This window comes from Nostoc sp. NMS2, assembly GCF_017115105.1.
Classification (GTDB): Bacteria; Cyanobacteriota; Cyanobacteriia; order Cyanobacteriales; family Nostocaceae; genus Nostoc.
The window spans coordinates 21,392-46,512 of sequence record NZ_JABXKH010000127.1 but is presented as its reverse complement, the minus strand read 5'-3'; the positions used below and the strand labels follow the sequence as shown (position 1 = coordinate 46,512).

The 25,121-nt window shown below is 40.7% G+C and carries 19 protein-coding genes; 6 read left to right on the top strand and 13 right to left on the bottom strand.

Translation table 11 applies throughout. The features are described 5' to 3' along the window. Window positions 1–347: 347 nt before the first annotated feature. Window positions 348–710: a metalloregulator ArsR/SmtB family transcription factor gene (locus HWQ36_RS22360; RefSeq protein WP_292706591.1), complete on the top strand. Its 363-nt coding sequence runs from the start codon at window positions 348–350 to the stop codon at window positions 708–710. A gap of 299 nt (window positions 711–1,009) precedes the next feature. Here the strand turns inward: HWQ36_RS22360 and HWQ36_RS22355 are convergent, their stop codons facing one another. Then, the gene (locus HWQ36_RS22355) at window positions 1,010–1,348 is read right to left on the bottom strand and encodes a hypothetical protein (protein WP_292706589.1); all 339 of its coding nucleotides are present in this window, start codon (window positions 1,346–1,348) and stop codon (window positions 1,010–1,012) included. A 699-nt stretch (window positions 1,349–2,047) separates the two neighbouring features. Here HWQ36_RS22355 and HWQ36_RS22350 point away from each other — a divergent pair. After that, the gene (locus tag HWQ36_RS22350) at window positions 2,048–2,374 is read left to right on the top strand and encodes an STAS domain-containing protein (RefSeq protein ID WP_292706588.1); all 327 of its coding nucleotides are present in this window, start codon (window positions 2,048–2,050) and stop codon (window positions 2,372–2,374) included. A gap of 43 nt (window positions 2,375–2,417) precedes the next feature. Here HWQ36_RS22350 and HWQ36_RS22345 read toward each other — a convergent pair whose 3' ends face one another. Next, a complete protein-coding gene (locus HWQ36_RS22345) occupies window positions 2,418–3,608 on the bottom strand; it encodes a SpoIIE family protein phosphatase (protein WP_292706586.1) in 1,191 nt (396 codons plus the stop codon). A 148-nt stretch (window positions 3,609–3,756) separates the two neighbouring features. Between HWQ36_RS22345 and HWQ36_RS22340 the strand changes: the two genes are divergently transcribed. Further along, window positions 3,757–4,173, top strand: a complete 417-nt coding sequence (locus HWQ36_RS22340) for an anti-sigma regulatory factor (RefSeq protein WP_292706584.1) — start codon at window positions 3,757–3,759, stop codon at window positions 4,171–4,173. A 103-nt stretch (window positions 4,174–4,276) separates the two neighbouring features. Here HWQ36_RS22340 and HWQ36_RS22335 read toward each other — a convergent pair whose 3' ends face one another. From HWQ36_RS22335 to HWQ36_RS22305, 7 genes are all read right to left on the bottom strand, one after another. Next, entirely contained in the window at window positions 4,277–6,751 is a 2,475-nt protein-coding gene (locus tag HWQ36_RS22335) for an ATP-binding protein (protein ID WP_366829487.1), read from the bottom strand. A 4-nt stretch (window positions 6,752–6,755) separates the two neighbouring features. Continuing rightward, window positions 6,756–7,280, bottom strand: a complete 525-nt coding sequence (locus tag HWQ36_RS22330; RefSeq protein ID WP_292706583.1) for a Rab family GTPase — start codon at window positions 7,278–7,280, stop codon at window positions 6,756–6,758. Between the two features lie 95 nt (window positions 7,281–7,375). After that, window positions 7,376–9,640 carry an OmpA family protein gene (locus tag HWQ36_RS22325; RefSeq protein ID WP_292706582.1) on the bottom strand — a complete coding sequence of 755 codons (2,265 nt, stop codon included), beginning with the start codon at window positions 9,638–9,640 and terminating at the stop codon, window positions 7,376–7,378. A gap of 134 nt (window positions 9,641–9,774) precedes the next feature. Next, on the bottom strand, window positions 9,775–10,431 hold the full coding sequence (locus HWQ36_RS22320) for a hypothetical protein (RefSeq protein ID WP_292706580.1): 657 nt from the start codon (window positions 10,429–10,431) through the stop codon (window positions 9,775–9,777). A 300-nt stretch (window positions 10,432–10,731) separates the two neighbouring features. Then, on the bottom strand, window positions 10,732–15,459 hold the full coding sequence (locus HWQ36_RS22315; RefSeq protein ID WP_292706578.1) for a response regulator: 4,728 nt from the start codon (window positions 15,457–15,459) through the stop codon (window positions 10,732–10,734). A 93-nt stretch (window positions 15,460–15,552) separates the two neighbouring features. Further along, a complete protein-coding gene (locus tag HWQ36_RS22310) occupies window positions 15,553–16,782 on the bottom strand; it encodes a hypothetical protein (RefSeq protein ID WP_292706576.1) in 1,230 nt (409 codons plus the stop codon). Window positions 16,783–17,101: 319 nt separating this feature from the next. Further along, a complete protein-coding gene (locus HWQ36_RS22305) occupies window positions 17,102–17,314 on the bottom strand; it encodes a ribbon-helix-helix protein, CopG family (protein ID WP_292706574.1) in 213 nt (70 codons plus the stop codon). Window positions 17,315–17,495: 181 nt separating this feature from the next. Between HWQ36_RS22305 and HWQ36_RS22300 the strand changes: the two genes are divergently transcribed. After that, window positions 17,496–17,618 carry a hypothetical protein gene (locus HWQ36_RS22300; protein WP_292706572.1) on the top strand — a complete coding sequence of 41 codons (123 nt, stop codon included), beginning with the start codon at window positions 17,496–17,498 and terminating at the stop codon, window positions 17,616–17,618. A gap of 23 nt (window positions 17,619–17,641) precedes the next feature. Here the strand turns inward: HWQ36_RS22300 and HWQ36_RS22295 are convergent, their stop codons facing one another. Then, on the bottom strand, window positions 17,642–18,322 hold the full coding sequence (locus HWQ36_RS22295) for a response regulator transcription factor (protein WP_292706571.1): 681 nt from the start codon (window positions 18,320–18,322) through the stop codon (window positions 17,642–17,644). Between the two features lie 41 nt (window positions 18,323–18,363). Next, window positions 18,364–18,789 (bottom strand): heavy metal-responsive transcriptional regulator, encoded by a 426-nt coding sequence (locus HWQ36_RS22290; protein ID WP_292706569.1) that lies wholly within the window; start codon window positions 18,787–18,789, stop codon window positions 18,364–18,366. Between the two features lie 186 nt (window positions 18,790–18,975). Between HWQ36_RS22290 and HWQ36_RS22285 the strand changes: the two genes are divergently transcribed. Beyond that, window positions 18,976–19,179, top strand: a complete 204-nt coding sequence (locus HWQ36_RS22285) for a hypothetical protein (RefSeq protein ID WP_292706568.1) — start codon at window positions 18,976–18,978, stop codon at window positions 19,177–19,179. A gap of 344 nt (window positions 19,180–19,523) precedes the next feature. On the opposite strand, the gene HWQ36_RS22280 is transcribed toward HWQ36_RS22285, so the two are convergent. Next, window positions 19,524–21,509, bottom strand: coding sequence for an ATP-binding protein (locus HWQ36_RS22280; RefSeq protein WP_292706567.1), 1,986 nt, complete (start codon window positions 21,507–21,509; stop codon window positions 19,524–19,526). Beyond that, complete coding sequence (locus HWQ36_RS22275; RefSeq protein ID WP_292706566.1) at window positions 21,506–22,783, bottom strand: DUF4255 domain-containing protein; 1,278 nt, start codon at window positions 22,781–22,783, stop codon at window positions 21,506–21,508. The genes HWQ36_RS22280 and HWQ36_RS22275 overlap by 4 nt, the downstream gene beginning before the upstream one ends. Window positions 22,784–23,179: 396 nt before the next feature. Between HWQ36_RS22275 and HWQ36_RS22270 the strand changes: the two genes are divergently transcribed. Continuing rightward, complete coding sequence (locus tag HWQ36_RS22270; protein WP_292706564.1) at window positions 23,180–25,093, top strand: protein kinase; 1,914 nt, start codon at window positions 23,180–23,182, stop codon at window positions 25,091–25,093. Window positions 25,094–25,121: the final 28 nt, after the last annotated feature.

Genomic DNA, 25,121 nt, shown 5'->3' with positions numbered 1-25,121 from the left:
AGAAAGTTGCACACGGCGTTAAGTAGCAAAATGAGTAGCAAAGTGGCTTGCTTGCACTCACCATTCAACAAGTTTTAGCAGGGTAGCAGAAATTTTTAATGGATACTCAATCTTCTAAGTAAGTCGGTAGAAATAAACCAAATTATGTTGCGAAACGTAAACAGGCTTAAAGTCCTTACTAATGACCAATACTTCGACTACGCGGTTCCTGAGCGTAGTCGTTCGCGCAGCGTCTCGTAGAGAAGGGCAGTACAAGTGACCAATGACAAAGGACAGCCCTAAGCTATTATTAAATTTAATAACTAATTAGTTATTAAAAAATATTATACCGATTATTAAATCTCCCTATGCCAAAAACTAAGCCACCCAAGTCCGATCCAGCTGTTCTCGTGGCAGTTGCTGAATACTTCAAGGTTTTATCAGAGGCAAGTCGGCTACAGATTTTGGCCTGTCTAAAATCAGGCCCAATGAATGTTATGGAAATTGCCGAGGTTACTAGCTTAGGTCAAGCAAATCTATCTAAGCATCTGAAAGTGTTAACTCAAGCAGGAATTTTATCTCGTCAGCCCAAAGGCACGAGTGCCTATTACGAGATTGCCGAGCCAATGATTTTTGAGCTTTGTGAGTTAGCATGCGATCGCATTAGTGAGCGCGTGCAACAGCAAGCTGAAAGCCTGAAAGTCTTGCGAAGCAAAACAGCAGTTTTTTGAATGGGTAAAATCCTTTCCTAGCTGCTGGTAGTTAGGGGCACAACGATCGTTAATTGGTGTCAACTTAAGAGCAAACGCTTATCCCACAGGCGTTTTACCCCACCCCTTAATCCCCTCCCCGTGAACGGGGAGGGGAGATTTTGTCGCTAGACAAAAGCGGGGTGGGGTTGCGAGGGGATAATTAGTAATTGAGTGGACTTGGTATAACGCCATTGCAACGATTTCACGTTAAGTTGACACCTATGAACGATCGTTGTGCCCCTACAAATGATTCATATTTCTTCTAATCATTCAGCCGTTTAATCTTCATCAAGGGCTGGGAAAGCTTCTTCAAGCTGCCACAACTTATCTTTGTTTTCGACAAACCAAATACGAGTTTCGGGAGTTAATTTACTCCAAATGACTTCAACAGGGATGTGAGGAGATGCATATTGGTACTGCTGACCAAGTGATTTGAGATTGTCTGCCACATCATGGGGAATTCCGAATTGTTCCCAGTCAACTGTTATATGTCTTCCCGAAACTCCGGCTGTGGGGTCGAAAATCAATTGTGCTGATCTGACTAAATCAGCAAAGTGTTTCGGTTTAAGTTTGGTGATCTCTTGAATTTGGAGTGATTCGTTATGCTCTTGAGACATTATCGCCGCAGTGGTAAAGATTAGTGGTGTTTGAACTTACTGGCAGAGATTTTGATCCCAATATTTTTACTTTAGCGCAGAGCCGCTAACTTGATCGTGATTTAATCAGACACTGAATTTTCAGACCATCTAGAAAGAAACAATGCGATAGCTGTGCCAACGTCAAGGAAGAATGTAATCGTAGCTGTATAATTTGCATCCCAATTTTACCAAAAGACATAGTACTGATACAAAAACCCTCTACAAACCTCTTTCCTTTGCGGTTCGTTATTTCATTCTCCGTTTAAGTCCAAATACCATATAAAAATAAACTTGCACATTTGAGATGCTCCCAATTACTAAGCCGCACCACGCAAGTAAGTATGGCTACGCCATGCGCGAACACGAATCAAAGCGAATTCCTTTAAGACACAAAACTATTGCTATAGGACTCTTATTTGATTTTTGAACAAATTAAGTACCAATAGAAAAGGCTTATTTCCTACTCCCCACTACTTCGGCTTACCTCGGCTTCGCCCTTCGGCTACGCTCAGGACAGGCTCGGCACAAGTCGCTCAGTACAAGTCTCTATTCCCTACTCCCACCCTACGCAAATCGGTTCAATAATCAAAGCGGATTACTATATATCTATTGCAGTTTAGCTGAGGTCAATGCCAAAATATAAATACATCTTTTTAAATCAAAAAATAGGACAAAATCATGAGTTTGAGTGTGCAAGTACTAGAATTATCTGGAATTTTAGATGGTGTTAGAGGTAATGAACTACGTCGTGAAGTTAACGACCTTATGGCAAACGGAGCCGATATCTTGTTGCTTGACCTGAAAGAAGTAAAGTTTATCGATAGCTCTGGTTTAGGTGCTTTAGTATCAGCGATGCAAACGACGCGAAATGCTAATGGTAAACTTTTTGTTTGTTCGATCAGCGATCAAGTCAGGATGTTGTTTGAACTGACTAAAATGGATAGAGTTTTTAAAACTTTTGCCGACCAAGATGAATTCAATCGCCAAGTATTGGCAATACAGTAAGCTGCTAGACAATACCAAATTTTAAGGTGCATATTTGACTATACTAACCAAAGTTAACTTTTACTAAAGATAAGTCATCATCAAGATTATCTTGAGCATTTAAAGTGAGAATGTTCGCTAATAGTTTATCTAGGTTGCAGGTATCTTTCTGACTATATTTGGTTAGTAAGTCAATGAAAGCATCAATACCCCAAATTTTACCGTCTGATTGATTAATTTCATAAGCACCATCACTAAAAATGTATAAAGTGCTGTTTTGTTCAACCTCAAAAGCAGCATCTTCAAATTGGACATCAGGTAAAAAGCCAATTGGTAAATTTAAAGAACTTAGCTGTTTAACTTCAATGCTGTTCGTAGAGGCATTAGATAATAATAAACCCGGTGGATGTCCGGCGTTGGCATAAATGAGTTGACGTTTAAGGCGGTGATAAACTCCATACCAGATTGTGAAGTATTTATCACCGTGCTTGCTCATTTGGAAGGCGTGATTGAGGGCTTTTAAGACTTCACTGGGTTGACAAAAGTTAGTGTTTGGTAGAGATTGCGATCGCAAAACATTCAGCACGGATACAGATAGGAGGGCTGAACCCACCCCATGACCTGATACATCCAACAAATAAATTGCCAAATTATCCTCGTCAATCCAATGATGGTCGAAGCAATCGCCTCCTAGCTGCGCTGAGGGAATAAACAGATTTTCTGTAGTTACTGATCCTACAAGTGGTGAGGGTAAAAGCGATCGCACATAAGCAGCTGCTTCAGATAATTCTGCTTCCAAAATTTGCTTTTGGGTTTGCAAATCCTGATTGAGTGTCTCTAAAGCTTGCTTTTGACTTTGTAAATCCTGATTTAGCTGATGTAATCTTAGTCCTGCTCTTACCCGTGCTTTCAATTCATTCATCTCTATTGGTTTAGAGATAAACTCATCTGCTCCAGCGTCAAGTCCCCTAACTCTATCTTCCTCCTCTCCTCTTGCTGCTCCCCTAGCCGTCAATAGAATAAAAAACGTAGTTGCCAAGTCTGGATCTGTTCTAATTCGCCGACACACTTCTAGCCCATCTACCTGTGACATCATCCAGTCACAGATAATTAGAGCAGGATGTAGTAGTTGTGCTTGTTTCATTCCTTCTTCGCCATTACTGGCTACAGTAGTCTCATAACCCTGCTTTTGGAGTGTGCTTTTCAGTATTGCTCGCACTGTCGGGTCATCGTCAATAACCAGAATTTTAAACATAAATTACAGTGTTATAAGTAAGATGATAAGTAAATAGCTGCTTTATTTAAGTTATATGCAATTTAGTTTTTAATGTATAGTAAAAATACTCAAATTAATCAACTAATTAGCGAATATGATGATTTAAAAATATTTTATTAGTTAAGAAGTGAATAATAAAATTTATCTCAAAGTCAACACAGACCTTAAAGCTTCACCTCAAGTTTTATCTTGGTTCGAGCAGATGAATCAACCACCTATTCCCGATAAACAAATATGGTGGCAATGTCAAACATTGATGATAGAAGGCTTCACTAATATTGTTGAACATGCCCACAAAAAGTTACCTATTGAAACTCCTATTGAGATGGAAGCTGTACGGTCAAATAAATACATAGAAATTCGCATCTGGTCTAAAGGTGAACCCTTTGACTTAGAACAGCAATTGCAGCAAATATCTGAATTTGAGGAGAACGATCAAGAGCGTGGGCGTGGTTTAAAAATTATGTCTACTATTGCCGACAAGTTGAGTTATGAACGGACGGTAGATAATCGTTACTGTTTATTTATTAGTAAATCTTATTAAATATACCTATGATAGGGTTGGTTGCAGCCCAGATCCCCGACTTCTTCAAGAAGTCGGGGATCTAAATCCATCTTAATTAAGTGACACTTTTAACTCCAAACTCCTAATTTCTAATTAAAAATTCTTGGATGCGTTTGACAAATTCTTCTAACTCTAAGATTAAGTTAGTAGTACCTCTGCGCTCTTGATTGTAAGCTAGTTTTTCTAATTTTTCTGCTGCTAAATACATGGTTGTAACTCCTATATTGGCACTAGCACCCTTAATTTGATGGGTTTGGAGCGCCAGTTGCTCAAAGTCATAGGCTGCGATCGCTATTTTAATTACCTCTATACGAGGTTGAATATCTTCAATAAATATTTGCAGTAGTTCCAATTCAAATTCTGGGTTGTTTTCTGAGAGTTGATGCAAGCGTTCCCAATCAATTGGCAGGTAAACTGAATCTACATCTGTTGTCGAAAGTGTCTGTTCCCAGACATCTGTTTCTTTTGCTCTGAGTATCACACTTCCCCAATGCTCTAACATCGCCGCCAAATTTTCTTTGATTACCGGCTTGCTCAGATAGTCGTCCATTCCGGCATCCAAACACATTTGTCTATCTTCTTTCATCGCATTGGCTGTCATCGCAATTACTACAGGACGACAACCACTTGCAAAGCTGCTTTCTTGCCAACGATGAATTTCTTTTGTGGTTTCTAAACCATCGAGAACTGGCATTTGGCAATCCATCAAAATTAAATCGTAGGGAATTTTTTCTAATAGCTGCAACGCTTCTTTGCCATTACCAGCGACATCAGCACTGTAACCCAGGTTTTGGAGTTGCTTCAAGGCTATTTTCTGATTCACCAGATTATCCTCAGTTAAAAGAATTCTTAATTTATGGAAGTCAGGAGCCAGGAAACAGGAGCTAGGAAAATCATAATTACCATTGTTATCATAATTTTTCACTTCTGACTCCTGAATTATGTTAGCGGTAGCTGGGCGTTTAGCCCGTCCTGAATTCTGACTCCTAAATTCTGTTAGCGGGGCGTTTAGCTCGTCCTGACTCCCCACTCCCTCTGGAATAACAGAAGCGACAATCGTAAAGTAAAATGTGCTACCTGCATTAAGTTCACTTTCAACCCAAATTCTACCGCCCATTAACTCGCACAGTTGCTTGCAGATGGCAAGACCTAGACCAGTACCGCCATACTGTCGAGTAATTGAGGAGTTAACTTGACTGAAAGCTTTAAATAAACGTTCAAGGCGATCGCGTGGAATTCCGATGCCTGTATCTTTAACACTAAACTGAATTTCGTAACTATTTACAGCAGAAGAATAATTAATATCACTATTCTGGCGAATTATAACTGAAACTTCTATACTTCCAATTTCAGTAAATTTAATAGCATTACTGAGTAAATTAATCAAGACTTGGCGCAGTCGGGTGATATCTCCCACAATCGTAGTATTAAGTTTAGGAGTATCTAAAAATGTGAGTTTTAAACCTTTTTCTTTAGCTTGAGGCGCAAGCATATAAATAGCCTCATTAATACAATTTTCTAAAGCAAAAGGTTCCTCTTCTAGTTCCAAGTTGCCCGATTGTATTTTAGAGAAGTCAAGAAAATCGTTAATAATTTTGAGTAAGGAATTTCCGCTAGTGTAAATGATTTCAATAAAGTCTTGCTGTTCAGCACTCAATACAGTATCTAGCAACAAACTGGCCATACCAGTTACCGATGCAATCGGAGTCCGAACTTCATGGCTAATCATTGCTAAGAATTCCTGTTTAGCTAGTTCTGCCTGCTTTCGTTCAGTCATGTCTCGCAAAATGTAAACATAACCTTGAAAATGTTCAATTTCTGTCTTAACTATTGAGGATGAAAAAGCTACAGGAATTGTTTTACCCCTTTGGGTATAACAAACGGTTTCTACCTCTTTTACTAAAAGATTTATATCTGAGTTTTGGGATATATCAATACTTTTAATATCGTCAATCAGTAGTGGATAGTTATGGACTTCTCTGATAACTTTGGTGATAGGTTGACCGATGAGTTCTGTTTCATCATATTGCAATAAAATTTGTGCTGCATAATTAATTTTTTTTATCTTACCTGACAGTGTTGTCACTAATAAGGCATCTGCCATCGATGTCACAATTTGGTCAATATATTGTTTAGAAGCTTTTAAATTACGTAACAAAAGATTTGCTTCATTTGCACCTTGGAACAAAGATTGCTCAAGAACCATTCGTTCTGTCGCGTCTTCAACAACGATAACTATCGGATTGCTAGAATCGTCTTCTTGGATATTATTCGTAATCCGAATATCAATATACAAAGGAGAATCAGTATCTTGCGATCGCCTAATTCCCTTTAATTCAAAATTATCTTGTTCCCCCTGTCGAATTGCATCAAAAATATCTTCAAGTCCCTCTAATTCGGGAAAACAAATCCGAACATCTTGACCGAGTTTCACTTCATAACCAATATCGACAAAATGATTTAGTTCCAGAGACATCTCTATAATCTGGAAGTTTTCATCAATTATCAAATATTGAATACCACATACAGACAATAATTTTGTAAATAATGAGTTCATCTTGCTAAATTAAACGAGTGGCTAAAGTTTGAAATATTTTATCAACATTATTACCAGTTTTAGCTGAAGTTATATATGTGTTTAATATATTACTTTGCTCGGAAAATTGATATGTTTCTCGGATATTTTCTAAATATTCGGCTGCGATCATATCTGATTTATTCAGTGCAACAATAATATAGCTTTGAGGATTAACAGCTAAAAAAGTTTGAATATGCTCCCGGATATGATTGAGTGTTTCTGGTTGTGTTACATCACCAACTATCACAGCACCTCTAGAACCTTGAAAATAATTCTTAGCAACTGCCTTAAACTTATTACTGCCTTCAATATCCCAAATCATTAGTTGTAAATCTTGTCTGCCAGATAGGTCTTTTTCAGGAAGACTAACTAATTTACGAGAAATTTTAACTCCTACCGTTGAAAGGTATTCGTCACTAAATTTACACTCTACAAATTGGCGAATTAAACTAGTCTTACCAACACCAAAATCACCAAATAAACATATTTTTTTAGAAAGTGTAGACATAGTTGGTAAAAAGTAGAAAATCTTTTATCCGAATCATTATTACGATCAAATTAAAATTAATTATTCAGGACTTACGCAAAACTTTAGCCAAAATCCTAATTTTTAGGTAGGGGCAATTCATGAATTGCCCCTACAGCACGTAGTTTTGCGTAAGTCCTATTATTTATCGGTTCTAGAGTGACACAGCGACTTAACCATGAGGGTTGAGTTGCATCAATTCCTGGTGGTAAATTTGTTTTACCAATGACCTGTAAACGAGATGGCTCGACACCTAATTTAATCAGTGCTTGTTGTACAGCTTTTGCTCGCGCCAGTGCCAATTTTTGGGATGTATTTGTATTCGCATCAGTCCGGTCATAACTATAACCCATGATTTTTAAATGTTTATTTGGGTGCTGATTGAGAAAAAACTTTACCCGTTGAACTTTGTGTTTTAAGTCCGCTTTCATTAAACTCGCTGAGTCTGGTTGAAAGTAAAATCGAACTTCAATCTGAGGAGGTTGTACTCGCACCGCGCTAGATACGGATTTTACGCCTGGAATTTTGTCAAATGCGTTAGTAATAATCTGAGCATCTGCAATCCGGTTGACACTACCTTCAACAGCTACTTTACCAGTGATGTATTGAGCGGAAATCGCTATACCTTCAGTCTGATTTAAAACTGTTGTAACTCGTTTGACTTCAGCAGCAGCTAACACAGGATCTGCTGGTACTTCTACTAATAAAATTTGATTGTCAATCAACCAATTTGGAGAAGTTATCTTGACAATTTGCTCGGCTTTCTGGCGAAGAGGCTGATTAGGTAATCGTCCTGTTAATTTTAATTTATTGTGTTCTACTTGTACGGCAAGTCGATACACGGCTAGTTCTGGAGCAGAAGTAAGAGCCAACGAAGTTTGATTTTCAATGGAACGGATAACTCCACTATGGTATTGCCAAATGCCCCAAGGAATGAAAATAGTGCTGACAACTATTAAGCCTAATAGCAATAGGGGTGATAATTTATTTTTCTTTTTCTCCTGAGTATCTATATTTTTCAGTTCTTCCAGAAGTATATTAACTTCAATAGGAATTAAATCTGGATCGCCGTCAAATTTTTCAATTAAATCACCATGTTCTTTAATGATTGTGCTGAATAATTGCCGCATTTTTAAAATAAATTTTTTGCTTGGCTCTCCTTGGACAACGATGGCTAAATAACAGTATCCTGCAACTTCTAAAATAATTTTAGATGTGCCATATTCAATTGCATCTAATTCTGTCACGCTTCCAGATTGATTGATGCAATCATTGGCAAAGCTGCGAATTGCTGTCAGCATTCCTGCTAGCATTTCAGCCTCTAGCTGTTCTACATCAGAGCGCTGAATATCTGAGATAACTAAACCAGATGCTTTATGAATTAAAAAAATGCCTTTAATTGTAAATGGTAAAGCTTCTTTAAGAATTAATTCTGCTTCTGAAACTCCCTGTAGCTTGGCACGAATTTTACGTTTGATGCCTTCAATGCTGAGGGTTTCTTCAACTTGTCGGTTAATAGCACGGATTGTCTCTGCCATATATTTGGCTATGGTACTGCCAATAATTGGGTAGAGTGCATCCACAACAATATTCTGTTCAATTTCAATTTGCTTTTTTATCGCTCGTCCCATTGCAGGAGCGATCGCGTCTGAAACTTCCTTTGGGTCAATAATAATCTGCTGGGAGATAGCTAGGGGAATAGCAGGTGCGATCGCAGCACTCATACTACTTTTATCCTGTTCAGTGCGACTACGGATAGTCTGATCGATTATAGGAGCAATTATTTGTACAATTTCCTCTCTTGACTCTGCGATCGTCAGCCTTAAAAGCTCAGAAATCCACGGTAGGAGTAGATTTATTAGCTCTTTAGGGTCGTAAATTTGATTCTCTATTTTTGTTAACTTTTGTTCAAGTTTAGCTGTAATATTGTTTATTTCTGCTAGTTCATATCCGACCAATATCTCTCGTAGTTTTTGCAATGCATCCTCTGAGTCTGAGTTGTCTAAATTATTCTCAAAGGTGGCAATCATTTCAACAGGTTTTTCTAATTCTTCTCTAATAACTTGCGATGTAATAGGTAGATTTTGAGGAGAAGTCAAAGCAGATTCTAAATAAGCCTCACATGCTTCCCAAGGAACTGGAGTGAGTTGCAATAATTCAATCTCTTCTGTAATATCCTCATTAATATTATCAGTTTCTGATGGTGATAAAGAAAAAGATTGCTCAGGTGGTGATTCGATAATTTTGAGTTCGACTAGTAGATTCAATAAATTGTCAAGCTGTACAGTTTTTTCTGGTTTTAACTCAACAGATTGAGAAATCGAATTTTCCACCTGAGTCATACTTTTAAGAATGGGGAATGGGGAACTTGTACTGAGCGCAGTCGAAGTATGGGGAGTGGGGAATGGGGAATGGGGAGTTATTATTTTTTCCCTGCTCCCTCATCTCCCTCATCTCTCCTTACCTTCTACCTTAATTACGAATGTAATTCTGCTGAACTTTTGGAGTGAGTTAACACTTTTGACAACTTTGTAGTTTCTAGAAGCGGTACAGCACTATAGTCGTTGTTGTGTTCATCGACTGCTTCTCGTAATTTAGGAATTAATTCATTTTCTTTCAGACGCATTCCCAAGGCAAATAAAGTTTCAGCCATATCGTCTTTAGAAACCTTAGTGTCTGTCAACTGTGAGAAGCGTCGATCTATTTCTTCTAAGATCAGATCGCGTAATGCCGTAACATCATCTTGTAATTGGACTTTGGTTTTAAAGATTTCATCTCGAATTGAGGTAGTTTGACTATCTAAGGTTTCATCAAGTGACTGAACGCTGCTAGAGAACTTTTTATTGAGTCTATCAACTTGTTGCCGTAAGTCAACAGTTTCTTCTTGAGTGGCCAGGTTGAGTGATTTCAGCTTTTTATCTAATGCCTCAAACCCAGCTTTTAGTTCAGCCGAAAAGTTGGACTTGAGTTGATCGACATGCGATCGCATCTGTTGTTGCAGGAGAGATATATCTGACTCCAGCTTGCTAAATCGATTTTCGTACTCTCTTAGCTGTGTTCCAAGAATAATATCGCGGATTTGATCGATATTGCCAAGTCTTTCTCGTACATCGTCTTTACTCATCTGACTCATCAGTAAAACCTCACTTTTCGGGAATTAATTGGGGATAGGAGATGATGCCTTGAACTGACATTTAGGCTAAAAGTTCTTAGCAGAAGATGCAGCTAACTCACCGAGCCTACTTTATATCACATCAAAGTTATTATTCCCAATTTTCCACAAGTTATTATATCTATTAAATAATATTTTTCATGCTTAATCATAAAAAATTGTCGCCGTTCATTTATTAATCAATATTATTAGTCTTTCATGTTTTGGCGTTACTTGGTCGCACCAAAATATTTACGGTCATTGCGAACGCTCGCTATCTGACTACTTAGTATGTTTACAGATCAAAAATTCTTGGATGAGTTTAACAAATTCTTCTAATTCTAAGACTAAGTTAGTGGTACCTCTGCGCTCTTGATTGTAAGCTAGTTTTTCTAATTTTTCTGCTGCTAAATACATGGTTGTAACTCCCATATTGGCACTAGCACCTTTAATTTGATGGGTTTGGAGCGCTAGTTGCTCAAAGTCATAAGCTGCGATCGCTATTTTAATGACCTCTAAACGAGGCTGCATATCTTCAACAAATATTTGTAGTAGTTCTAATTCAAATTCTGGGTTGTTTTCCGAAAGTTGCTGCAAGCGTTCCCAATCAATTGGGAGGTCAACTGAACATACATCTATTTTAGAAACTTTCTGTTCTAAGGCATATATTTCTTTTGCCTTAAATATCACACTTCCCCAATGTTGTAGCGCCGCCGCCAATTTTTCTTTAATTACTGGTTTGCTCAGATAGTCATCCATTCCTACATCTAGACACATTTGTTGATCTTCTTTCATCGCATTAGCTGTCATCGCAATTACTACAGGGCGACGACTACTGACAAAACTGCTTTCTTGCCAACGATGAATTTCTTTTGTAGTTTCTAAACCGTCGAGAACTGGCATTTGGCAATCCATCAAAATTAAATCGTAGGGGATTTTTTCTAATAGCTGCAAAACTTCTTTTCCATTACCAGCAACATCAGCGCTATAACCCAGGCTTTGGAGTTGCTTCAAGGCAACTTTCTGATTCACCACATTATCTTCAGCTAAGAGAATTCTTAATTTATGGAAGTCACGAGCTAGGAGGCGGGAGCTAGAAGAATGATCGTTGCTGTTGTTTTCGTAATTTTTTAGTTTTAATTCTTGACTTCGGAATTCGGAATTTGGACTTCTGACTTCTGCCTCCTCCTTTATCTGCGTTCCTAAGATAGTCATGATGGTATCGAGGAGTCGGGAAGGCTTAACAGGTTTGACTAAATAAGCGGCAAATCCTATTTTTAGCGATCGCTGGATTTCATCGCGTTGATTAGTAGAGGTAAGCATAATTAAAGGTAGCCCAGCGATCGCTAAATTTGTCTTAATTTGTTCTCCTAAAGTCATGCCATCTATTTCTGGCATCTGCATATCAATCACAGCTATGTCATAGAGATTGTTTTCGGCGGCTTTGTGAATAGCTTTGAGGGCAGTAGTAGCCGAAGCAGCCTGATCTACCAACATTCCCCAACGAGTAGCTTGATGGTGGATGATTTTGCGATTAGTAGCATTATCATCCACTACTAACAAACGCCGATTAGTCAGAATTGGGCGTTCGCCCTTGGCGTTGGCAAAGTCATCGTCTTCTGAGGAAATAGGGTGAAGTTGCTTGGCGAGAGTTACTTCAAACCAAAATTTAGATCCTTTGCCCAAAAGACTTTCTACGCCAATTTCTCCTCCCATCAAGCTCACCAATTGCTTGCAGATGGCTAATCCCAAACCTGTGCCGCCATATTTACGGGTGGTGGAAGCATCTACTTGAGTAAATGGCCTAAAGAGTTTAGATTGATCTTCGGGGGTAATGCCAAGACCGGTATCTGTGATGGCAAAATAGATGGTGGCTGTAGTAGAGCTTTGCGATCGCAATTCTGCCCTTAATACTACCTCTCCATTGCTGGTGAACTTGATTGCATTGCTGATCAGGTTCATAAGAATTTGCCGGAGGCGGCCAGCATCGCCTTGAAGTTGGGTAGGAACGTTGGGATAGATTAACGCTGCAATTTCTAATCCTTTATTATGGGCTGAGGGAGCTAATAATTCCAACACCTCTTCTACACAGGTAGATAAGTCAAAATCTAGAGTTTCTAGTGCCATTTCCCCAGTCTCAAGTTTGGACAGATCCAAAATTTCGTTGATGAGGCTCAAAAGAGCGTCTCCACTAATGCGAATTGTTTCGATAAAATCCTGTTGCTCCGAGTTTAGGGGAGTTTCTAACATTAAGCCTGTCATCCCTAACACAGCATTCATCGGAGTCCGAATTTCATGGCTCATGTTGGCCAAAAAGGCGCTTTTGGTTTGAGAAGCTAATTCAGCTTGGTGACGGGCAATTTCGAGTTCTCTTCGCTGTTGAGTTTCTGCATTTAACATTTGGGCTTGGGCTAAGGCAATACCTACTTGGTCAGCTATTTGCCGTAAAAGATGAGTTTCAAAGCTAGACCATTGACGGGAACTGCCACACTGATGGACAATCAGTAAACCGCAAAGTTCTTCTTTGACAAGAATCGGTATGACCAAATTGGATTTGACTCCAAATTGTTGTAGTAATTCGATATGGCTTTGTTGGACTTCAACTATATCTAATTCAGCAAGCCCCAGATTCCGTTTTTGACGGTACTGCTGTAAATAGTACTGCTGTATATATTCGGCTTGAAAGTAAGCATCGGCTAGCTCTTTTTCTTTAATTGCCAGCCAGCCAGAAACTACTGCCTCAACGATTGTGGTTCCAGATCCATCAGCTTTTGGTTGATAAATCAAAACTCGATCGCTATGGAGAATTTTTTGTACTTCTGTAACACTGATTTGGAGAATTTCTTTGATTTGCAAAGATTGACGAATCTTAAGGGTGATTTCAGTAAATAGTTGCGATCGCAAATTTTGGCGTTGGAGTTCTTCTTCTGCCTGCTTGCGCTCAATAAACTGCCCTACTTGCTCACCAATAGAATTCATTACTGTTGCCAAATCTGGGTCAGGTTGTTGAATCTCATGGCTAAAGCAGGTAATAACACCGAGGATTTTTTTACCAGTACGGATTGGAAAACCGAAAGCTCCGTGTAATCCTACTTTGGCAGCGATTTGAAAGCGGATAAAATCATTATCTTTAACGACATCAGCGATCCAAATAGGTTTAGCACTAGCCCAGACACGACCAGGCAGACCAATTCCCGGTGCAAACGTGGTCTGCCGACTTAGGATGTCAAATTCTTGCATTTTCATGGAGATTTTATACCATATATTTAGCAAATTAAGTATATTTAGTTCTTGATCGACCATCCAAGTTTCACTCAAATCCCATCCCAAACTTTCACAGATTCCTTGCAAAATCTGGGGTATAGCTTCGTTGATCGTAGTAGACTCTGCTAAGACGCGGCTTGTAGCATACTGTGCTTTTAAATGCTGTTCAGTTCGTTTGCGTAAGCGAAGCTCGTCGTAGACATTACTGATGTCAATACCTGTGGCAACAATATATTCAACCTCACCCTCATGGTCTTGCAAAATAGTATTAGCCCAGGCAATGAGCCGCCGACTGCCATTTTTTGTTACCCAATAGTTTTCGTATTCCTTGGGCCCTTCACCAGATCGCAACTGCTCAAAAACTGCTTTAACCGGCCCTACCTGCTCAGGAAGTAAAAACAAGTTCCAGAAATGCCTTCCTCTCACCTCATCAAATGAGTAACCAGTGGTTTGTTCACAAGCTTGATTGAAGCGAACAATTTGCCCTTTAGGGTCAACAACTATGACCAAAGCGCTGGTTGTATCAAGGACTGCTGAGATAAAGTTGCGTTCTTGGTTCAGTGTTTCTTCTGTTAATTTACGCTCTTTTCCCTCACGATAAATAAAGTAGTAGACTATGGTCAGAATCAGAAAACTTAGGCAAATAGCGATCGCCTGCATCAAAATAGTATTGTGGGCCCTGGTTTTTGTGATTGTTAACTGCTGCTGAAGCTCATCCCTCTCACCGTTTTCCATCTCACGAATGATATTGCGGATATCACTCATTAAGTTATTTCCCTGATTTGCATTTATTACCTCTAATGCAGCATCCAAACCGATATTCTGGCGCAAGTCGATAGTCCTTTTCAGTTCCTTCAGCTTTACTACTATTAGCGATTCAAGGGTGTAAAGTTGACTCCGTTGCCCAGGAGTATCTAGGGTTAATTTCCTTAGCTGCTTAATTTCTGGAGGAAGATTAATAAGTGCTATCTGATATGGTTTTAGATACGCATCATTTCCGGTGAGTATATAACCGCTTTGTTCCGTTTCAGCATCCTTGATGTTAGACAGCAGTTCATGCAAGCTGTTGATTGTCAGTTGGATGTTATTCAATCTTTTACTCGTATTATCCAACACTTCTGTACTCTGATACGAGAGCGTGGCAATCAGAACCAAAATTGCTAACGCCAACCCAAACCCTACAGCAACCTTTTTAAAAAATTGTTTGCTTGCCTTCTGTGTGTGTTTGCGTGTATCACTCGCCAACACCAAACTTGCCAAGCTACGCCGCATTTCTAGTTGCTTGATTACCTGGCGACCTAAAATTCGTAATGCTTCAACTTGTTCTGGAGAGAGATTTCTTGGTACATTGTCAATTACACAAAGTGTTCCTAATGCATATCCTTCAGGATTAGTCAACGGTACACCCGCATAAAACCGAACATTTGGGTCAGAAGTGACAAACGGGTTTGTCGCAAACCTTTCGTCTTCTGTGGCATCAGGCACAACAAAAACTTCCGGTTGCATAATCGCATGGGCGCAGAATGCCAAATCTCGCGGTGTTTCTAGGGCATCCAAACCAACTTTAGATTTGAACCACTGGCGATCGCTATCAATTAAACTGATTAAGGCAATAGGAGTTCCACAAATATATGAGGCTAGACGGGTAAGATCGTCAAAGGCAGCTTCCGAACGAGTATCAAGAATCTTATACTGCAAAAGAGATTCAATTCGCTGTATTTCGTTATCAGGTAATGGTGCTTTCATTCTTAAGCCCTATTCGATTTTGGATTTTAGATTTTGGATTTTAGATTATTTATAAGGTTTAACTCCTATCTTCTGCCCCCTGCCCCCTGCCCCCTAAAACTTGACCCGCAACTGTCCTGTCAAGGAATTACCACTATAGGCACTCCCCCCTGTTTCTTGATTGCGGACATTACTAAAGCTATAGCCAAGGTCTGCCTCTACATTTCGTGAAACCTTTACCGTACAGCGCGTTTGATAAGTATTGGCGTTATCAAATTCTCCTTTAAGTCGCTGCTGTCCTAAGTTGGCAGCGAGGCGACAGCGTAAGAAATTAGCAACATTTCCTTCCCAAGCCACCTCAGCGTTGTAAACTAGAAAATCTGGTGGGGAAAAATAGCCACTTGTGCGTTCTAAATCGCGATCGAAACTCCAAGTGAATAAGTTAGCTGCCAAAGAAAACTGTCCGAACTTGCGCTCTACCCTACTAAATGACTGCACCTCGGAATTACCATCGTTGTAACTACCCAAACGCAATGATGAAAACAAGCTGGTTTTACCGTCAATCTGCCAGTATAAATCAGGACCAAACCGCCAAGCAGTAATTTGATTTTCTAAAGTTCGAGCATTGGATTTATAAGGCCCTTGTTCTAAATTGCCTGATAGTACTACTACCGATAGCAATTGACCTGATGACGAAACTTGCGGCTGCGAAATGGGAGCCTCCACCTTAGCATTGAGATTGATAGCTGTAGGTAAACGATTGAAGACATCGACTCCGGCCGCCGTTTGCAGAGTCACTTGCCCAATCTTTCCTTGCCATCCAACTTGCAAGGGAAAATTCGTAACTGATTCAACACCGCGTTGTTCAAATAAGTTAAAACCTGTCTTGACAAATATTTTATTACCATTACTCAATCGAAACTGAGCCGTTGGTTCAAAAAATAAATTGGTTTGACCAAAATTATCTGTGTCATAGCGATAGTCCGTATCAATACTTTCCAAAACTGCATCCGGCGTTCTTAGTTCGGTAGAAGTTGTTGGTGGACTAGAATTCTGCGGTGGTTCAGGTAACAGTGGCGGTAATTGCAAATCAGGATTGAAGTTTTCGGGGGCCGCCATCAAAATAGGTGTTGGCTCAGGATTTATTCTGATGACTCCCTCAGTCAATTCTGAAGGTGATTTCCAGATGTGATGTGCTTGGGAAGCTTGTACGTTAGCTTCTGAGAATGTCCAAATCCCGATGCTACAGATTACTCCCAATTGAATCTGTAGGCATCTCCAAATCAACCCAGTGTACCAAGTATGTCGAGAAAGAAAGAGATAAAGTATAAAGCTATCTACCATAGGTCGATACTATAGTTGTAAATAAAAAACTTGCCGCCAAAAGTTTTCTGGCTGCTAGCTCATGTATTCGGCTTGGCATTATGATGCCCAAAATATATGCTTGTTAAGACATGGCAAAGAAAAAAGTCCCTCTCCCAGATATGGGAGAGGGATTTAGGGTGAGGGCGAAAACTATGGTTCTCAACTTAGATGAGATTTATGTTGGGTTACGCTCCGCTTCACCAACCTACGTCTAATGCGCTATTTTAGCCTTGACACGCCACTACGGTAAGTTAAGATAGCAGATTTATGAGATTTGGCAGGATATTCTGGTGAATAGTTACTGTGATTTTAACGAACTGCCAACTGTTATTCTTGAGTCTGCTGTTCCCGTTTCAGAGTTTTCAGCACTGTCAACCTCAAGAGTTCGGAGCAATTCTCGAATTACATCTGTTGCTGGCCTTCCTGTCAAAGCACAGTAGTGTTCAAGTTTCTTCATTTCCTCAGTTGTGAGATTTACTGTTAGTCGTTTAACAGCCCATTTTTTATTCATGATCCTCTTTTGTCTTTAAAATGTTACTTTGTTGTGTCGAAATCACCTAGTACAACACGGCGGAAATAAACATACCCTTCGAGTGACGCTCGCAGGCTCGCTAACGCTACGCTAACACCAGTCGCCTGCGGAGGAGCCACTGCGGTCTTGGGGAGCCACTGCGGTCTTGGGGGTTTCCCCCATGAGCAAGTGGCGTGGTTTCCCCCATGAGCGACTGGCGTTGGAAACCCTCCCGCAGCGCTGGTTCACCATTTCAAATGGCGCAAAAGCCTGGAATACAATTCTTTTGACTTTTGACTTTTGACTTCCGCCTTGCGGTACTAGTCATTACGATTGTTCTCGCAGTGCATAACCTACACCACGGACTGTATGAATCAAACGCTTTTCATTATTCTCTTCCAATTTGAGTCGCAGATAACGAATATATACCTCAATGATATTAGAATCACCCATGAAATCGTAACCCCAAACTTTCTCTAAAATTTGATCTCTAGTAAACACCTGACGGGGATGTGAGAGGAGATATTCTAATAAGTCAAACTCTTTTGCTGTTAACTCAATGCTTCGTTTTTCCCGAAAAACTTCACGAGTGCGGCGATTTAAGCTTAAATCTTCAAATTGCAACAAATCCTCGTCTGTTTCTTGCGTGCGGCGCAGATGAGCGCGAATTCTAGCTAGTAGTTCCTCAATGCTGAAGGGCTTAACTACATAATCATCGGCTCCTGCATCTAAACCGGCGACGCGATCGCACACTTCATCTTTTGCTGTCAGCAAAATTACTGGTACTGTACTACCTGTTGCTCGCAAACGGCGACAAATTTCTAAACCTGTTAAACCTGGTAACATCCAATCCAGAATCGCTAAATCTGGTGATGAGTCTCGCGCTAAGGTTAGACCGCCAATCCCATCATGGGCGACACTTACTTGGTATCCTTCACTACTTAGTTCTAATTCGACAAATCTTGCTAGTTTGACTTCATCTTCCACCAAAAGGATATGTGCTGTCATAAGTTAGATCCTGCTGCCTCCTCTGTCTTCTTTTCTGTTTCTCAGCACTGAGGGATATTTTGAATAATGGGGCAAATTGTATCTTCATACTGGTCGCCGATATTCTTCCAGCCTGAAAGTAATCCCTTTATTTCAGATCGCAAAGTTAACAACTGATCGATTTGGCGATCGATTTGCAAAACCTTGTCCTGGAGCTTTTCTTTGATTTCACCACAGGGAGCTTGTCCTTGGTCATAGACCTGAAGAATATTTCCAATCTCCTCTAAGCTAAGACCAAGATTTTGTGCCCTTTTAATGAACGCTAGACGAGTCAGCACATCCAATGAAAACTGACGGAAGCCTCCCTCTGTTCGTCTTGATGATTTGATTAAACCTAAACTCTCGTAATAGCGAATTGTCCTGATAGGGATTCCGCTTATATCTGTTACCTGACCAATTAAAAGCAGTTTTGTCTCCTGAGTTAACACGGCAGATTTTCCCAACTATTGTAATTATTATTACATATTTTGCTAATTTATTAATTTAGATGAGAGTTTAGCCAAATCTTGGTGTCAGGAGTTGAAAATTTTATCTAATTAGAAATATTACGAAGTTTTGATTTTTCAAATATCTATTATTAATGGATATTAACTTATATAGTTTTACCTAATCAAATGAGGTACTTCATAGCACCCTATCGAAAAGCGGGGAGGCAGTTTATCTACGATGAATCTAACAAATACCGTTGTAAAAATGCGCTGAAAGCAATCAGTTTTGCTGATGTTGAAGCATGGTTAGCTGGAGTTTTTGGTCAATCTATGATCTCAAAAAGAAAAATCCTATTTTCGCAGTTAGTTGACGACACAAAAACTGCATGAACGAAAACCGCCTTAGAGGATGTTTGAAAAGTTCTTAGTGATGTATCAAATCCTTTTAGATCCCCCTAAATCCACGCCACTTGCTTCACTACAGCGCTTCGCGCATCCTGCGGCGGGGGCGACCCCTGTTCCCGCAGTGGCTCCCCGATAAATTGGGGGACTTTGAAAGTTTTTTGCCCCCCAATTTATCGGGGGGTTGGGGGGATCAAAAGATTGTGGGGCAATGTTAGAAGACTTGTGTGTACATCGTAGCTTTTTAAGGGGGGTTAGGGGGAATCAATAAGTGCCTAAAATCACAGTTAACCACTTTTCAAACAACCTCTAAAAGGCACAAAGTCAACAGCCTACATCCAGCCCCCAACTTCCGCATCAGTTAAAGGTTTCTCTAACTTGCTATATTCCGTCTGAGTAGCCCGCAATAAGTGTTTCATCTGTACTGCTTCCCCAGCATCGGCGGCGAGGAAAGCTGCATTTAAGGCTATGTTACGGATATTACCCCCAGCGACATTTAGCCGTGCTAGTTGCAGGGCATCTAAGTCTGCGGTTGGGGTGTCGGCGGGAAAGACGCGCCGCCAAATCTCGGCTCGTTGTGTTGTATCAGGAAAAGGGAATTGCACCACGAAGCGAATCCGGCGGAGAAAGGCTGTATCAATTGCACTCTTCAGGTTCGTAGTCAGGACTGCTAAACCTGGATAGCTTTCCATCCGTTGCAATAGGTAGCTAACTTCAATATTGGCATAGCGATCGCGCGCATCTTTAACTTCACTGCGTTTGCCAAATAAAGCATCAGCTTCATCAAATAACAAAATCACCCCGCCTTGTTCAGCAGCATCAAATACCCGGCGCAAATTCTTCTCTGTTTCGCCAATATATTTGCTAACTACCGATGATAGATCGATCCGATAAAGGTCGAGGCGCAATTTATGGGCGAGTACTTCCGCCCCTAATGTTTTACCAGTGCCGCTAGCACCTGCGAATAAGGCACTAATTCCCAATCCTCTAGCACTCTTAGCACCAAAACCCCAATTGTTATATACAGTACTGCGTTGACGAACATGAGCCGCAATTTCTCGGAGAATTTGTTTCTGCGCCTCTGGCAATACCAAATCTTCCCAATCACCAGATGGCTCTATCCGTTGAGCGAGTTCATCCAAACGCGGACGTGCTTGCACACGGCAGGCATCCCATAAAATGCTAGTGATATCGTTGTCTGGTTTTTGCGCTAACTGTCCTACGGCTTCTGCACAAGCAGCCCGGATAGTTGCGGCACTTAGGTTAAACTGATCCACTAGGGTTTTAACTTGCCCGTTCATCTGTGATGCCATATCACCTAGTGCATCTTGCCAAACTGTACCTTGTTCTTTGGTAGTTGGTTGATGTACGTCAAAATTAACTACCAGGCGTTGTCCTAGTCCAATCCGTTCTCGACTTGTAATTATTAAAAAGCCCCTGGTGCGTTCGATGAAACGAGCGATCGCACTCAGCCGCGCCATATCATTATTATCTAGTTCGTTACAATCTATAAGTAACGCACACTTACTTAAAATCGTCTCACGAGTCCACAGGCGGATGAGATTATCTAACTCGCTAGGTGCTAAGGGAATAAGTTGTGCAGGCATTACCCACAAACTTAAACCCTGGAGTTGACAAATGGTAGCGGCAATAGCACGTTTGCTAGTAGTTTCGCTACTACATAGCTGGACGATTGGTAAGGTATTAACTTTATCAGCTTGCGACCAAACTGCTGCGACTCGCTTTGCTAAATCTTGGTGCGAGGGGACTAAATCACTAACCTCTTGTAATGGTTCAATGGTGCCTGCTAATCGTTCGTCAAGATATTGAATGCCCGTGAGATAATGTAAAATTCGTTCGTCAATTCTTACGGGGCTGAGAGTCAGGGCATGGCCATCACCAATTTGAATTAACCGCCAATAACGTAAGGGAGCATTTGGAGCGATCGCATCCCAGTGGACGTTAGGTAAAGTGGATAGAGCTAAACTTAGAGTTGGATAAGCTCGTTGTAAATCTCCGTGCGCCATAGCACACAATTTAGCAAAATCTCCATTCAATTCCATACCTGCACACAACAGCAACAAATCACGTTCAAAGGATGAGAGGCTAAATATTTTGCATACTCTCTCTAATGCCGATGGTGCAGGCATTGCAGCAGTAGCTTCCTGTAATTGCTGTAAATGCTCTTGGTTTTTCTCTACAGATTGATTTTGTTCTTTTGCTGTGTGATTTTCTAAAATCCCACGCACCACGGTAAGGGCTGCTGATAGATAGCGATAGTTTGCCTCATCCCAATTGAGATTTGTTGTAGCATTCATAAGATTGTCACCTGTGGCGAATCATAAGCTCCAGACTGATTCTTCCTGTGCAGTGGACTTTCAGCCCCATCTACCTGCACCCGAACAATATAAGTTCCTGGCTTGATGTTTTTGACAGGAATATTAATTGCATCGGTGTCTTCAGTGCGTGGTGCAACCAAGAAAGAGTAAGCTACCGGACTATTAACTGATACTTCATTGAGTAGCAAAACTACTCGCTGTGCCTTACCAACTTTGGGCTGGAATTTAACGGTAATTTCTGCTGTGCGTAAATTGTCGCCGCTATCTTCCACTTGAGCGACAAATGCTGTAATTGTTGGATGGAGGACAAAAGCTGCAACGTTTGATTCAAATACATAATCTGTTTGTCCTGCATTGCCCATTGTTAGATGCACAACTTGGATACCCTGCACACTTGCGGATAAATCTGATGGGACTAACAGGCTAATTTGTGTTTCTTTAACATCATGAGGTACTATTAAATTCTCCGTATTACTCAAACGAATTCGGGTAATCTCACCGCGTAAACGTTTACCACGAATTACTAATGTTGTCCCCGTAACAATCGTTTGATCGGTCTTTGCCGGAGCTATAACTTGCTCTATAGTCGGTTTAGACAAGGGCATAATGGAGAAACCTTCAGAACTTTCAGGTTTGCTACTTTCAATCAATATCATTGATGCCAGATAAGTAGCCGAAGGCCGATAGTGTGTTTGTAAAGCAGACCATAATTTAGAAGTTTCTTCCATGTTAAAAAACTCTGGAGTCAGTTTAATCTGACCAATTTGTTCAGCTAAATCAGGTACAGATACACTTGCTACAGCTTGCGAAAAAGCACTTGAGGTATTAGTTGTAGAGGCATTTATTAAAGTATTCTCAATAATATCCGATGTGATAGCTGGGGTTTTGTGTAATAAATGCATTGCATAGCCCAATAAAAGCTCCGCCTGAAAATCCTTGGCTCCGTAGGCTGTTAGCAAGTAATGGAGGTCAAGGGCTAGTGGTTGACTCTGAGATGGCGTGTTTCCATTGATATGTGAATGCTTGCTCCGAAATTCTTGAGATACCCAATCGACATTGCGATTCTGTGTTACTTGATAAAGAAAGAGGTTGATTTGAGCGCGCTCGTCAGCTTCAACTGAAATTCGATCGGGCGGTAGGGCAGTTACAATCACATCACCAACACTAGCAGCGATCGGATCGCTGACTAAGCCATTTTCCAGCAAGACTTTTAGTACTGCTGTCACGGCGGCTATAGAGAGTACATTACTCATCCTCGTTCCTCATGGCAATAGCACATATTAATCATGTACGCCAGAGTACATTGACTGAATGTATTTTGCAAAAATTTAAATATTCTGTAACAGAGACTATCCGCATGGCGTACGACTTATCAGCACTAATGAAGCTAAAGACCTCGTATAATTTACGTTAACTTCACACAAGGAACAAATTTAAACTACCATAGGTCTTAACTTTAAACATTTTATCAAATTGCTAGCATTACTTTAAGTTATTAATATGTTAAACTGAGTATAATCAGATAAATGTTAAGTAATATATCCTACTAAGTATCTATCTAAGTTACTAAGTAAGCAAAATATTTGTAATACTAGTAGTATATCTGACTAAAGTTAAAACCTTAAAGTAACTAGGATGGGTTCCCCCAGATGAAATCCCCACCTCCTTCAAATTCTTGGATTGGTCGCTTGCTAGGTGATAACGAGCGATATCGTTTAGATAGACGGTTAGGCGGGGGTGGCATGGGAGATGTCTTCCTGGCAACGGATACCCGTGTAGGCCAGCAGGTAGCGTTGAAGTTGCTCAAAGATACGCTGGTGGCATCACAAGAAATGAGAAAGCGTTTTGAGCGTGAGGTGGCAGTTTGTGCTGCTTTGCAAAGTGACCACATTGTTAAGATTAGTGATTGTGGAGTCACTTCGGAAGGCTTTCCATTTTACGTAATGGAATATTTACGCGGGCAAACGCTCAGACAATTACTGCTACGCGAAAAGCGGCTATCTGTTGAGCGGGCGGTGAAAATTATGGCGCAAGTTTGCAAAGGTTTACAGCTTGCCCATCAAGGGGTTACTCTCCAACGGGAAGGCGGAAAAAGCACTGAGCATATTCAGGTAGTTCATCGTGACCTGAAACCAGATAATATATTTTTAGTGCCTACAGATTTGGGTGAGTGGGTAAAGGTTTTGGATTTTGGTGTTGCCAAAATTCGGAGTGAATCTTCCGAAAATGCCAATATTACAAATATCACCAGTACTTTTATTGGGACATTTCGTTATGCACCTCCTGAGCAAATCCAAAGTGATAAAAACCTGGATGCGAGGGGTGATATTTACAGTTTAGGAATTATTCTTTATGAAATGCTGAGTGCCGCCGATCCCTTTGGAATCAGCATTAAAGGTAGTCATGTTAGCGAGGCTTCTTGGGTATTAGCTCATGCCTATGAACCACCGAAACCACTGCGATCGCAGCCAGGTTGTGAGCATTTTTCCGTACAATTAGAAGCGGTGGTGATGAAATGCCTCCACAAGAACCCAGCTAACCGATTTGCAACGGTAGAAGAACTCAATCTTGCTTTGCAAGCTGCTGCCAAATCTGTCACAGGCACTATTACTTTACCCGGACAAGCTACCGAGCAAGCACAACCTTCCTACAATCAAGGTTCAAACAACGAAACGGTTCCCAGACAATCGAACGACGACACAGTTTTCCGTCCGCCATCTGCATATAATCAAGGTTCAAATCACGAAACGGTTCCCAGACAATCGAACGACGACACAGTTTTCCGTCCGCCATCTGCATATAATCAAGGTTCAAATCACGAAACGGTTCCCAGACAATCGAACGACGACACAGTTTTCCGTCCGCCATCTGCATATAATCAAGGTTCAAATCACGAGACGGTTCCCAGACAATTTAACCCGATTGAGCAAAACCAATCTGAGGAAACAGTTCCTCCGCTTCAGCCTGGATACAACCAAGGTTCAAATCACGAAACTGTTCCGAGACAGTTTAACCCAGTTGAGCAAAGTCCGCAGAGTTCTCTGAATAATCCCAACCCCAGTAAACCGGACGTGACCTTATATCAACCGCGACCTGGATCTAATCAAGGCGGACAACAAGTGCCACCAGATAAGACATTGTTTCAACCGCGACCTGGATCTAATCAAGGCAGACAACAAGTGCCACCAGATAAGACATTGTTTCAACCACGACCAGGATCTGGACAAGGCAGACAACAAGTGCCACCAGATAAGACATTGTTTCAACCGCGACCAGGATCTGGGCAAGGCAGACCACAAGGGCCGCCAGATGTGACATTGTATCAACCACGACCTGCGTCCAATCAAGGCAGACGACAAGTACCACTAGATGACACTATTTACCAACCAAAGCTAAGTGAGCAGCTAGCTACAAAGATTACTCCTAATTTTTTGCGAATCTTGGGAGTGGTCTTGGCCATTGGGCTGACTTTAGCATTGCTGGCCTATATGTATACTCAATTTCATAAAGAACCCAGCAACCAGCAAAGTTTACCTAATAGCGATCGCAACATTCAGAACTAATCAGCATTCAACAAAGAGGCAGGGGGCA

Bases quoted from the DNA above. Each gene is read 5' to 3' on its own strand.
- HWQ36_RS22305 (WP_292706574.1), bottom strand. From the start codon at position 17,314: ATGAATAAAAAATGGGCTGTTAAACGACTAACAGTAAATCTCACAACT.
- HWQ36_RS22355 (WP_292706589.1), bottom strand. From the start codon at position 1,348: ATGTCTCAAGAGCATAACGAATCACTCCAAATTCAAGAGATCACCAAA.
- HWQ36_RS22330 (WP_292706583.1), bottom strand. From the start codon at position 7,280: ATGTCTACACTTTCTAAAAAAATATGTTTATTTGGTGATTTTGGTGTT.
- HWQ36_RS22275 (WP_292706566.1), bottom strand. From the start codon at position 22,783: ATGAGTAATGTACTCTCTATAGCCGCCGTGACAGCAGTACTAAAAGTC.
- HWQ36_RS22320 (WP_292706580.1), bottom strand. From the start codon at position 10,431: ATGAGTCAGATGAGTAAAGACGATGTACGAGAAAGACTTGGCAATATC.
- HWQ36_RS22360 (WP_292706591.1), top strand. From the start codon at position 348: ATGCCAAAAACTAAGCCACCCAAGTCCGATCCAGCTGTTCTCGTGGCA.
- HWQ36_RS22315 (WP_292706578.1), bottom strand. From the start codon at position 15,459: ATGAAAGCACCATTACCTGATAACGAAATACAGCGAATTGAATCTCTT.
- HWQ36_RS22335 (WP_366829487.1), bottom strand. From the start codon at position 6,751: ATGAACTCATTATTTACAAAATTATTGTCTGTATGTGGTATTCAATAT.
- HWQ36_RS22325 (WP_292706582.1), bottom strand. From the start codon at position 9,640: ATGACTCAGGTGGAAAATTCGATTTCTCAATCTGTTGAGTTAAAACCA.
- HWQ36_RS22295 (WP_292706571.1), bottom strand. From the start codon at position 18,322: ATGACAGCACATATCCTTTTGGTGGAAGATGAAGTCAAACTAGCAAGA.
- HWQ36_RS22350 (WP_292706588.1), top strand. From the start codon at position 2,048: ATGAGTTTGAGTGTGCAAGTACTAGAATTATCTGGAATTTTAGATGGT.
- HWQ36_RS22300 (WP_292706572.1), top strand. From the start codon at position 17,496: ATGAGCAAGTGGCGTGGTTTCCCCCATGAGCGACTGGCGTTGGAAACC.
- HWQ36_RS22280 (WP_292706567.1), bottom strand. From the start codon at position 21,509: ATGAATGCTACAACAAATCTCAATTGGGATGAGGCAAACTATCGCTAT.
- HWQ36_RS22285 (WP_292706568.1), top strand. From the start codon at position 18,976: ATGAGGTACTTCATAGCACCCTATCGAAAAGCGGGGAGGCAGTTTATC.
- HWQ36_RS22345 (WP_292706586.1), bottom strand. From the start codon at position 3,608: ATGTTTAAAATTCTGGTTATTGACGATGACCCGACAGTGCGAGCAATA.
- HWQ36_RS22310 (WP_292706576.1), bottom strand. From the start codon at position 16,782: ATGGTAGATAGCTTTATACTTTATCTCTTTCTTTCTCGACATACTTGG.
- HWQ36_RS22270 (WP_292706564.1), top strand. From the start codon at position 23,180: ATGAAATCCCCACCTCCTTCAAATTCTTGGATTGGTCGCTTGCTAGGT.